Origin of the sequence: Pseudomonas lactucae (assembly GCF_036688725.1) — a bacterium.
Taxonomy (GTDB): Bacteria; Pseudomonadota; Gammaproteobacteria; order Pseudomonadales; family Pseudomonadaceae; genus Aquipseudomonas; species Aquipseudomonas lactucae.
Map to the genome: position 1 here is coordinate 284,428 of NZ_JAQQPT010000005.1, position 10,196 is coordinate 294,623.

At 61.2% G+C, this 10,196-nt stretch carries 13 protein-coding genes and 1 tRNA gene; 8 read left to right on the forward strand and 6 right to left on the reverse strand.

Annotated features, from left to right (window positions below):
- Positions 1–244 precede the first annotated feature (244 nt).
- Positions 245–1,093: a carboxylating nicotinate-nucleotide diphosphorylase gene (gene nadC / locus V6M90_RS07830; RefSeq protein WP_003171690.1), complete on the forward strand. Its 849-nt coding sequence runs from the start codon at positions 245–247 to the stop codon at positions 1,091–1,093.
- A gap of 63 nt (positions 1,094–1,156) precedes the next feature.
- Here the strand turns inward: nadC and V6M90_RS07835 are convergent, their stop codons facing one another.
- The 4 genes from V6M90_RS07835 to V6M90_RS07850 all read right to left on the reverse strand — a co-directional run bounded on the left by V6M90_RS07835 (position 1,157) and on the right by V6M90_RS07850 (position 3,576).
- Positions 1,157–1,462 (reverse strand): DUF6388 family protein, encoded by a 306-nt coding sequence (locus V6M90_RS07835; RefSeq protein ID WP_332846280.1) that lies wholly within the window; start codon positions 1,460–1,462, stop codon positions 1,157–1,159.
- A gap of 151 nt (positions 1,463–1,613) precedes the next feature.
- A tRNA-Thr gene (locus V6M90_RS07840) sits at positions 1,614–1,686 on the reverse strand.
- Between the two features lie 48 nt (positions 1,687–1,734).
- Positions 1,735–3,135, reverse strand: coding sequence for an O-antigen ligase family protein (locus V6M90_RS07845; RefSeq protein ID WP_332846281.1), 1,401 nt, complete (start codon positions 3,133–3,135; stop codon positions 1,735–1,737).
- A 27-nt stretch (positions 3,136–3,162) separates the two neighbouring features.
- Entirely contained in the window at positions 3,163–3,576 is a 414-nt protein-coding gene (locus V6M90_RS07850; RefSeq protein WP_332846284.1) for a pilin, read from the reverse strand.
- A gap of 202 nt (positions 3,577–3,778) precedes the next feature.
- Here V6M90_RS07850 and V6M90_RS07855 point away from each other — a divergent pair, with 202 nt between their 5' ends.
- The 4 genes from V6M90_RS07855 to yacG are packed head-to-tail and all read left to right on the forward strand — an operon-like array spanning position 3,779 to position 6,667.
- On the forward strand, positions 3,779–4,987 hold the full coding sequence (locus tag V6M90_RS07855; RefSeq protein ID WP_332846282.1) for a type II secretion system F family protein: 1,209 nt from the start codon (positions 3,779–3,781) through the stop codon (positions 4,985–4,987).
- Complete coding sequence (locus V6M90_RS07860; RefSeq protein WP_332846283.1) at positions 4,984–5,850, forward strand: prepilin peptidase; 867 nt, start codon at positions 4,984–4,986, stop codon at positions 5,848–5,850. The genes V6M90_RS07855 and V6M90_RS07860 overlap by 4 nt, the downstream gene beginning before the upstream one ends.
- Complete coding sequence (coaE, locus tag V6M90_RS07865; protein ID WP_003171682.1) at positions 5,847–6,470, forward strand: dephospho-CoA kinase; 624 nt, start codon at positions 5,847–5,849, stop codon at positions 6,468–6,470. The genes V6M90_RS07860 and coaE overlap by 4 nt, the downstream gene beginning before the upstream one ends.
- Positions 6,467–6,667, forward strand: coding sequence for a DNA gyrase inhibitor YacG (gene yacG, locus V6M90_RS07870; RefSeq protein ID WP_003188437.1), 201 nt, complete (start codon positions 6,467–6,469; stop codon positions 6,665–6,667). Before coaE ends, yacG begins: the two co-directional genes overlap by 4 nt.
- Here the strand turns inward: yacG and V6M90_RS07875 are convergent.
- A complete protein-coding gene (locus tag V6M90_RS07875; RefSeq protein WP_003171680.1) occupies positions 6,664–6,879 on the reverse strand; it encodes a hypothetical protein in 216 nt (71 codons plus the stop codon). The two genes, yacG and V6M90_RS07875, sit on opposite strands and share 4 nt — an antisense overlap.
- 76 nt (positions 6,880–6,955) lie before the next feature.
- Positions 6,956–7,645, reverse strand: a complete 690-nt coding sequence (locus V6M90_RS07880) for an energy-coupling factor ABC transporter permease (RefSeq protein ID WP_042945574.1) — start codon at positions 7,643–7,645, stop codon at positions 6,956–6,958.
- A gap of 129 nt (positions 7,646–7,774) precedes the next feature.
- Here V6M90_RS07880 and V6M90_RS07885 point away from each other — a divergent pair, with 129 nt between their 5' ends.
- From V6M90_RS07885 to V6M90_RS07895, 3 genes are read left to right on the forward strand one after another with little or no spacing between them, the layout of a single operon-like run.
- Positions 7,775–8,404, forward strand: coding sequence for a DUF1780 domain-containing protein (locus V6M90_RS07885; protein WP_078731511.1), 630 nt, complete (start codon positions 7,775–7,777; stop codon positions 8,402–8,404).
- Between the two features lie 54 nt (positions 8,405–8,458).
- On the forward strand, positions 8,459–8,632 hold the full coding sequence (locus V6M90_RS07890; protein ID WP_003171674.1) for a DUF3094 family protein: 174 nt from the start codon (positions 8,459–8,461) through the stop codon (positions 8,630–8,632).
- Positions 8,633–8,692: 60 nt separating this feature from the next.
- On the forward strand, positions 8,693–9,991 hold the full coding sequence (locus V6M90_RS07895) for an NAD(P)/FAD-dependent oxidoreductase (RefSeq protein WP_003171673.1): 1,299 nt from the start codon (positions 8,693–8,695) through the stop codon (positions 9,989–9,991).
- Positions 9,992–10,196: the final 205 nt, after the last annotated feature.

The following is a 10,196-nucleotide window of genomic DNA, read 5'->3' on the forward strand; positions in this document are numbered from 1 at the left end:
CCTGGCCTCCTGAAACGGCGGTATCGGCTGGGGAGAAATCGGGCACAGGCCGGGTCAGGTCCTGTGGATCACCGGTTATCACCATGACGTCAAAGCTATGACGCCAATTGCAAGGCGCAGGATTATCTGGCAATTGGAGGGGCTTACGCCAGTAAACTCTGTTATGTGCCGGTAAATGAGCGGGTCGCTGGGTTCGAACGCACACTGCCCCTATAATCGGGGCACTTTGTTTGTGGAGCCTGTTATGCCGAATCTCCGTCTTGCCGACCTCACCGCCGAAATCGAAGCCAACGTGCGCCGCGCACTGCTGGAAGACATCGGCAGCGGCGACATCACCGCCCAGTTGATCCCGGCCGAACGGCTGGCCACGGCCACTATCATTACCCGCGATGCCGCGGTTATCGCCGGTACGGCCTGGGTGGATGCGGTATTTCGCCAGCTGGACCCGCGCGTCGCCGTGCATTGGCAGGTCACCGATGGCGAGCGTGTCAGCCCCAACCAGGCACTGTTCCACCTCGAAGGCCCGGCGCGCTCGCTGCTCAGCGGCGAACGTTCGGCGCTGAATTTCCTGCAACTGTTGTCGGGGGTGGCCACACGCGCGCAATTCCTGGCGGATGTTGTCGCCAGCACCCAGGTCAAGCTGCTGGACACCCGCAAAACCTTGCCGGGCCTGCGTCTGGCGCAGAAATATGCAGTGACCTGCGGTGGCTGCCACAACCATCGCATCGGTTTGTATGACGCGTTCCTGATCAAGGAAAACCATATCGCCGCCTGCGGCGGTATTGCCCAGGCCATCACCGCCGCGCACAAAATCGCCCCCGGCAAACCGGTGGAAATTGAAGTGGAAAGCCTGGATGAACTGCGCGAAGCCCTGGCGGCGGGCGCCGACATCATCATGCTCGATGAGTTGAGCCTGGAGGATATGCGTGAAGCCGTGCGCCTGAACGGCGGCAAGGCGAAGCTGGAGGCCAGCGGCGGGATCAATGAAAGCACCCTGCTGCCCATCGCTGAAACCGGTGTGGACTACATCTCCATCGGCGCGATGACCAAGGATGTGAAGGCAGTGGATTTGTCGATGCGCCTCAGTATCTGAGGGCTGATCGTTGTAGTGAGCGGGCGGTGCGACGATTCGACAAGCCCGCTCACTACGGTGTACTCAGACGACCAGGTTATTCATCTCGCAATATTCGTCCCATTCGACACCCAGCACCTCGGCCGCTTCCTTGTGCAGAGCCAGCCTTGCTGCTTCGAACTCTTCCGGGGTCGAGGTGTATTTGAGGGTCAGTTCCCAAGGCTGGAGACCCTGGCTCTCGGCCTCGTCCTCGAATGCCCACTGGATCTGGTCGCGCTGATCATCGGTGCTCAGGTCCTTGATCTCTTCTTTAAGCTGCGACGTTTCCTCAAGGTAGTTCTTGAGCGCTTGTTCGTGCCGAGCTTCCTGGGTCATCTCTTTAGTGGTCATGTCTGTTCTCTTAGATCAAGGAATGGGGATGCATCTGGGTCATCAAGGTTGCGCAGATACAAAAGAACAGGCACATGTGCCGGCTCGTCTGGCCTTCAGAACCATTCTGGGATCATCTGAAAACGTTGCCTTTGCAGCGGTGTTGCTTTTGTGCCCGAGACAGGAATCGAACCTGCGACCTTCGCGTTACGAGTGCGCTGCTCTACCGACTGAGCTACACGGGCGGTGGGCTAAAGCTAGCACCGCATCGGGCGTGCAGCAACTTGCGCGCGTCAGCGGGCAATCACGCCTTGGGCCCAGAAGCGTGGCTGCAAGTAATGGTCGTGGGTTTTCCTGTACTGCTGCTGGGCCTGGTCGATGTGCGGTACATCGCGCACCGCTATCCCGATCAGCAGACCAACGGCCAATACACTCAGCACATTCCACGCCCCCCACGCCAATGGCAGCGTTGCGGTCGCAGAGGATCGCCACACATGCAGGCCCATAAGCCAGCCGACGACCAGGGCCAACCAGACCTGGGAGTTGGGCATGACGATCACACCGTCGACCATGGACTGCACCAGCGCGCCGACCAACGCCGCAAACAGGCATAACCGCACCAGGTCCGCACGTTCGCGGGACAGCGCTCGCTCGCGCAACACCGCCACCGTGGCCCACCCGCCCCGCCCCGCCAGGAACGCCACGCACAGCGCTGATGGCACGCCCCATTCACTGGCCCACTGCAAAACGGACTGGTGTGGATGAGCAGCGATCCCGTTGTCGATATCGGCAAAATGCATCGGACCGAAGCCAAGCCACGTGCGCTCCACGAGCATATGCCAGCCTTGCCACCAGATCGGGCCACGCCCCGACAGCGACGTGGTGAGACGATCTGCGGCGGCATTGGACAAGTCGAGGTTCAAGTAATCCGCCAGCACCGTAAATGCCAGCCAATACAGCAATAGCCCGCCCAACACGGCGGCCAACTGCCAACCCAGCCAGCGCCGCCCCCACGGCCCGAGCACCGCCAGCACCATGCCCGCAGCCCCCATGCCCAGCCACGTACCGCGCGTGCCACCACTGATCGCGATCAGCCACCACACACACAACAACGCGAACACCGCACCGCGAAGGGGGCGCGAGACCGTGGGTATCAGCAGGGGCAGTGCCAGCAGCGGCAGGGTGAACGTCTGGAACTGACCGTAGAAACGTTTGTTGGAAAAGCCGGACAGCAACAGGTCGGGATCGAGCATGCGCCCGCCACCGGTGAACGCATGCGCGGCGGCATACAGGTATTGCGACGACTTGATCAGGCACAGCAACAGCGCAATCAGGATCAACACGCGATCCAACGACTCACCATTGCGACGGCGCAGCAGGGCAAACGCCGCGGCGATCGCCGCGCAACCGACAAACAGCGCCACTTCGGTGAACGCCCAGAGCGGCTGGTGGGCCAGCGCCGAGGACACCAGGCCCAGCCCGGCAATCAGCGCCAGGCCCAAGGCCGTAGGCCGGTCCACCAACCGCTCCACCGGGACAACCGACAGCCCATACAGCACCGCACAAAAGCCGAGTGCGATTTGAATCACACGCTGCAGATCGTGCCCGCTGAACGGCGCGCAAATCCCAACCGTCAGCAGGCACACCGCTACCACCAGAAAAAGACTGCCACGCTGCTGTACGGTTATTGCCATCGGCCACCTCGACGCAGGGTTCAGCAGTTACGCCCCGTCAGCACCGCAGCCCTTGGCGACATATTTTGCGTCGGCGTTGGTCGTGCATTTCCAACCCGTGGTTGCGCTGCGCGTCAGAGTGATGATCTTGCCCAATACCGGCGCAGGTGCATCGAGGATTTCGCAGTTGATGGCGCCTGCACCGCTGGTTACGTCACCCGCTACATCGATCTTGCAGTTGGCGGTTGGGCTGGTACCACCGATCAGTGCCAATGTAGGGGCGGTGCCTTCGTTGATGACGCTTTCGTACCCGGCCTTGAGCGCGGCGACCTCGGCCAGGCCGGCGGTGAACTTGGCCTTGGCCTGATGCGTGGTGTACATGGGCAGGCCGATGGTGGCCAAAATGCCGATGATTGCCACGACGATCAACAACTCGATCAAAGTAAAACCTTTCTGACGCATCACATTCACTCTCCAGAACAGAACTCATGACAAGGCGCGTCCTGCGCCCCGTAGTGTGCAACGGCGCCAGTGTACTCACCCGCAAGCGCTTGATCGCCTGCACGACGCACATTCTGACATTTTATCCGGCGCCACCGCCCGGCCCGGTGCCGTCACCTGACTAAGCTGTAAATCTTCGACGACCTGTGTGCGGAACCGTGACATGAACAACGCTTCGACCATTTACGCCTGGGAAGGCATCAACCGCAAAGGGCGCAGGGTGTCCGGGCAAACCACGGGGCACAACCCTGCCCTGGTCAAGGCGCAACTGCGCCAGCAAGGCATCAGCCCCGGCCGGGTGCGGAAGAAAACCGCCGTGTTGCCCAGCCTCGCCCCTTCGGTCAAAGCGGCCGAAATCACCCTGCTCACGCGCCAACTGGCGACACTGCTCAAAGCCGGAATCCCCCTTCTGCAAGCCTTCGACATCATCGGCGAAGGCTTCGACAATGCACCGGTTCGTGACCTGGCCCAGGGCCTTAAACAGCAGATCGCCGCCGGCAGCAGCCTGGCGGAGGCGTTGCACAAACATCCGCGCTATTTCGATGACCTGTACTGCAATCTGGTGGCTGCCGGCGAACAGGCCGGCGCACTGGAAACCTTGTTGGAACGCGTGGCGGTTCACCGGGAAAAAAGCGAACAGCTCAAGGCCAGGATCAAAAAGGCCATGACCTATCCGATCGCAGTGCTGGTGGTTGCCGGCCTTGTCACGGGGGTACTCCTGGTACATGTGGTGCCGCAGTTCCAGAGCCTGTTTGCCGGGGTCGACGGGCAACTGCCAGGCTTTACCCTGCAGGTCATCGCTCTGTCCGAGTTCATGCAGCGCGCCTGGTGGGCAGTGATGCTGGGCCTGGGCGCAGGCGTGATGGGCCTGCGCCAGGCGTATCGAACTTCACCGGCTTTCCATTACTGGCTGGACGCCGGTTTGTTGAAAGCGCCGCTGGCAGGCAAACTGCTCACCAGATCGGCCGTAGCCCGCTACGCCCGCACACTTTCCACCACCTTCGCAGCCGGTGTCCCACTGGTGCAGGCGCTGGATTCGGTGGCCGGCGCCACTGGCAGTCAGCCGTTCAAAAAGGCAATCGAACATATGCGTCGCGACGTATCCACAGGCATGCAGCTGAATCACTCCATGGCCAGCAGCGGCTTGTTCCCCGCCATGGCGATCCAGATGACAGCCATCGGCGAAGAATCGGGCACCCTGGAGCGAATGCTGGAAAAAGTCGCCAGCCACTATGAGGCCGATGTGGACAATCAGGTCGATAACCTCACCAGCCTGATGGAGCCCGTGATCATGGTGGTGCTAGGGGGCATTGTCGGCGCGCTGGTCATCGCCATGTACCTGCCGGTCTTCCAACTGGGGAATGCATTTTGAGCGTGCTGTTGAGTGAACATCCATGGCTTTTTGTCGCGGTGGCGGGAGTACTGGGTTTGATCGTCGGCAGTTTTCTCAACGTGCTGACGTGGCGCCTGCCGAAAATGCTCGAACGGGAATGGCGTGCCCAGGCCCATGAGGTGCTGGGATTACCCGCCGAACCCACGGGCCCGACCTACAACCTCATGCACCCGAACTCCTGCTGCCCCCAGTGTGATCATCCGATACGCCCCTGGGAAAATATCCCGCTGCTCAGCTATCTGTTCCTCAGGGGCCGCTGCGCGCACTGCAAGGCCCCCATCAGCGCACGCTACCCGCTCACCGAACTCGCCTGCGCGCTGGTCTCGGCGTTGGTGGCCTGGCAATTCGGCTTCGGCTGGCAAGCGGGCGCGGTCATGCTGTTGAGCTGGGGGCTGCTGGCGATGAGCCTGATCGATGCGGATCATCAGTTGCTGCCGGATGTGCTGGTGTTGCCGCTGCTGTGGCTGGGGCTGATCGTCAACGGCTTCGGATGGCTGACGACGTTGTCCGACGCCCTGTGGGGCGCGGTGATCGGCTACATGAGCCTGTGGAGTGTGTTCTGGCTGTTCAAGCTGGTCACCGGCAAGGACGGCATGGGCCACGGTGATTTCAAATTACTGGCGCTCCTAGGTGCCTGGGGGGGCTGGCAAATATTGCCGATGACGCTGCTGATGTCGTCGCTGGTGGGGGTGTTCGTCGGCTTGATCCTGATGCGCCTGCGCAGGGCCCAGGCTTCGACGCCGATGCCGTTTGGTCCGTATCTGGCCATTGCCGGCTGGATTGCATTGCTCTGGGGTGGTCAAATAACCGACTTCTATTTGCAGTCTGTCGGTTTCAGATGACCACTTCTGTTGCAACTCCCTGGATTCTTGGCCTTACCGGCGGCATCGGCAGCGGTAAAAGCGCCGCAGCTCAACACTTTATCGACTTGGGCATCGACCTGATCGACGCCGACCATGCCGCCCGCTGGGTGGTCGAACCTGGCCGGCCGGCACTGGCGCGTATCGCCGAGCATTTTGGCGGTGGCGTACTGCAACCGGACGGCCAACTGGATCGCGCCGCGTTGCGCAAGTTGATCTTTGAAGTGCCCGAAGAGCGCCTGTGGCTGGAAAGCCTGTTGCACCCACTGATCGGCGAGGAAATCCGCAGCCACCTGGCGCGAGCGCGCTCGCCGTACGCGATCCTGGTGTCACCGTTGCTGATCGAATCCGGCCAGTACAGCATGACCCAGCGCATCCTGGTGATCGATGTGCCGCAATCGCTGCAGATACAGCGTACCCTGCAGCGCGACGGCATCAGCGAGCAACAGGTGCAGGCGATCCTCAAGGCCCAGTCAAGCCGCGAAGACCGCCTGAACCATGCCGATGACGTGCTGGTCAACGATAAGGACCTCGCCTGGCTGCACGGCGAGGTCGAGCGACTGCACCACTTTTACCTTACTTTGCGTGGAGGCCGATCATGAGCCAACCCTTGACCGTCGACTGCCCAACCTGCGGCGCCCCCGTGGAATGGAAAGCGACCAACCTCAACCGGCCGTTCTGCTCGGACCGTTGCAAACTCATCGACCTGGGTGCCTGGGCCGCTGAAGAACACAAGATTCCGGTGGCGCCGGACGCTGAAGACGAGCTGTTTTCCGAAGACCTGCCGCCGCGCCATTAAGGACGCATAAAGGCATATTCCTGCTGGTCGTCGAGGTTCTCTGCAAGGTATTGCAGCTCGTCGGCCAGGTCTTCGAAACTGCGCACGCCCTTGCTCTGCTGCACCACCGCGCTGAGCATCGCGCGCAGGGTCAAACCTGGGTCGAAACCGATTTCCTGTGCCGCATCCTGGCTTCTGCGTAGCTCCTGCCGTGCCCATTCATACACACTCATGATCCGCGCTCCCGCTTTGCTCATAGACAATTTGGCAGAGCATGGGCCTGCTTGGCCGCAGGGCATTTGACCTGGATCAACGCGGCGAATCGTCGTCTTTCCAAGGCGCCGAGAGGTAGCGCGTGCGGTTGAAGGTCTCCAGCCATTCCGGACAAAACACCACCAGCGCGCTGATCACCATGCCGTTGATAAAGGCCTCGGGGAAGATGATCAGCCACAGGTAGCCGACGAAATCTTCCAGCCATTGCGGCATGGCAAAACGCCCGTCGAACCACAGCAAGCCCAGCCCCAGCAACAGGCAGAACAAGGCCGACAGCGCGGCGGCAAAAAAACCGGAACAGAAGATATACACGAAGGGATTGCGCGGTTGCGCTCGCTCAACCAGCAGTGCGCAGCCTTCGGTGATCAATACCGGTAGCCCGATAAACAACAGGCCGTTGACGCCCAACGCGGCCAGGTCCTGGCGCCCCGACAGCATCAAGCCCAACTGGGCGGCGAACCCACCGACGACTGCCAGGGGCCAGTCGAGCAATAGGGTCACAGCGGTCATGCCGATAAAGTGGTAGGACACGCCGGTGTCGAAATCCCGCCGCACCAACCACAGCATGAACAGCGCGAACACCGTCCCGAACAGCAAATGTTGGCGCCGCCGGTCGGCAAACACCTCGACCCAGGGCGAGCGCAGGATCGCCCAGATGAGCACCGGGGTATAAAGCAGCCAGCCGATACCGAGCGTTCCCGGTGCCAGTACTGCTGCGCTGATCACGGTTGCAATCCCACTGCACAAAAACTCACCCGACACCTCTTCGCTGGCGTTGAAGTCGAATCGTCAGTCTACACCGACCTTTTGGAGCGGGACTTCCTGCGGTCATCATTTGAGCGCTAAGCTGCAAGCATGGATGACTCAGACTACCTGCGCCTGCTCACCGTAGCGGCCGAACAAGCCAACGCCTTTCTGTCCAATGCCCGCAAATGGGAGCGTGAGCGTTGGGTCTGCCAGCGCCTGCTGCAAGGCCTGAACGTGCCTTACCGCGCCGAAGAGTTCCACGCCGCCGGGCAAGAACCGCCGGACGTGCTGTTTCGTGATGCCAGTTTCGAAGTGTTTTTTGTGCTGGATGAAGGCCGGCGCCTCAACGATGAATGGCGTGATGAACTGCTGCGACGGCGCAGCGCCTTTTCCTTGAGCCAGTTAGTACGACGCGAAGCCAAGCCACGACGCATCCCTGCTCACGAATTCCTGCTGCGCCTGGCGCCCACGTTGCGTAAAAAGGCGCGCAACTACAAAGAGCGCGGGATGGACCTGGGCGAGCTGGATATCGTCGCCTTCACCAGCCTCAAGCGCGAAGTGCTCGACCTCAACAGCCACTTCCCGCCCCCCACGGAATACCTGCGCCAGGGCTGGCGCTCACTGTCCCTGGTGGGGCCGACGTTTGCACGGGTGCTGTTCGCCCACCCGGACGCGCCGGATTTCTTGCGCAACAACCTGGGCCGCAGCATAGTGTTCGATGTAGGCATCAGCCTCTGATCCCTTGACTGTAACGTGGCGCCCTTTTGCAACGTCTACCCGACGAGGCCTTATATGACCAGCCGCCTGAAACCCGACGACCAACAGCGTGTCGAAGAGTACCTGCAACTCTCCCAGAACAGAGTCGAGCGCAAGCCTTTCCGGCCATGGCTGCTCCTCTGCGTAGTGCTGGTGGTGGTGATCGGGCTCGGCCTGCTGAGCCGCCTTTTGAGTTACCTGACGCTATGAGCTGCCTGGCGCTCGCGGGGGTAACTGCTCCGATTTCTTTTAGCCTTGCGAGATATCCCCATGACCCATCGTATTATTATCGTCGGCGGCGGCGCCGGCGGCCTGGAGTTGGCTACCCGCCTGGGTAAGACTCTGGGCAAGCGCGGTACCGCCAGCATCACGCTGGTGGACACCAACCTGACCCACATCTGGAAGCCTCTACTGCACGAAGTGGCGGCTGGCTCATTGAACTCGTCCGAGGACGAACTCAATTATGTTGCCCAGGCCAAATGGAACCACTTCGAGTTCCAGCTGGGGCGTATGAGCGGGCTGGACCGTGAACAGAAGAAAATCCAACTGGCCGCCACCCTCGACGAAGAAGGTCGCGAGCTGGTGCCGGCGCGCGTGCTGGGCTATGACAGCCTGGTGATCGCGGTGGGCAGTACCACCAACGATTTCGGCACCGAGGGCGCGGCGCAGCACTGCCTGTTCCTCGACACCCGCAAGCAGGCCGAACGCTTCCATCAACAACTGCTCAACCACTATCTGCGCGCTCATGCCGGGCAGACCGATGTAGTGGAGAAAATCAGCGTCGCCATCGTCGGCGCCGGTGCAACCGGGGTTGAACTGGCCGCCGAACTGCATAACGCCGCCCATGAACTGGCGGCCTATGGCCTGGACCGCATCAAGCCGGAAAACATGCACATCACCCTGATCGAAGCCGGCCCACGGGTGCTGCCTGCCCTGCCGGAACGTATCGGCGGGCCTGTGCATAAAACCCTGGAGAAGCTCGGCGTGACCGTGCTGACGGACTCGGCGGTCAGTGAGGTAACGGCCGACGCGCTGATTACCAGCAGCGGCCAGGTGATTCCGGCCAGTTTGAAGGTATGGGCCGCCGGCATTCGCGCGCCGGCATTCCTCAAGGACATCGATGGGCTGGAAACCAACCGCATCAATCAGTTGCAAGTACTGCAGACGCTGCAGACCACCCGTGATGAAAATATCTTTGCCTTCGGCGACTGCGCGGCCTGTCCGCAACCGGGCACCGACCGCAACGTGCCGCCTCGCGCACAAGCCGCTCACCAGCAGGCATCACTGCTGGCCAAGTCGCTGAAACTGCGGATTGAAGGCAAGGAGTTGCCGAACTACAAGTACACCGACTACGGCTCGCTGATCTCTCTGTCGCGTTTTTCGGCAGTGGGTAACTTGATGGGCAACCTGACCGGCAGCGTGATGCTGGAAGGCTGGCTGGCGCGGATGTTCTATGTGTCGCTGTACCGCATGCACCAGATGGCGTTGTATGGGTTCTTCCGCACGGCGATGTTGATGCTGGGCAGCAAGATCGGACGTGGGACTGAGCCGCGCCTCAAACTCCACTAAAAACGCATAACACCTGTGGGAGGGGCGGTGCGACGGTTCGACTTGCTCCCTCCCACACCTACCTCGCGGCGAGTTCAGGATTTGTGCACGCAAAAAAAATCCCCGTATCTTTCGATACGAGGATTTTTAATATGGTCGGGGTAGGGGGATTCGAACTCCCGACATCCTGCTCCCAAAGCAGGCGCGCTACCGGACTGCGCTATAC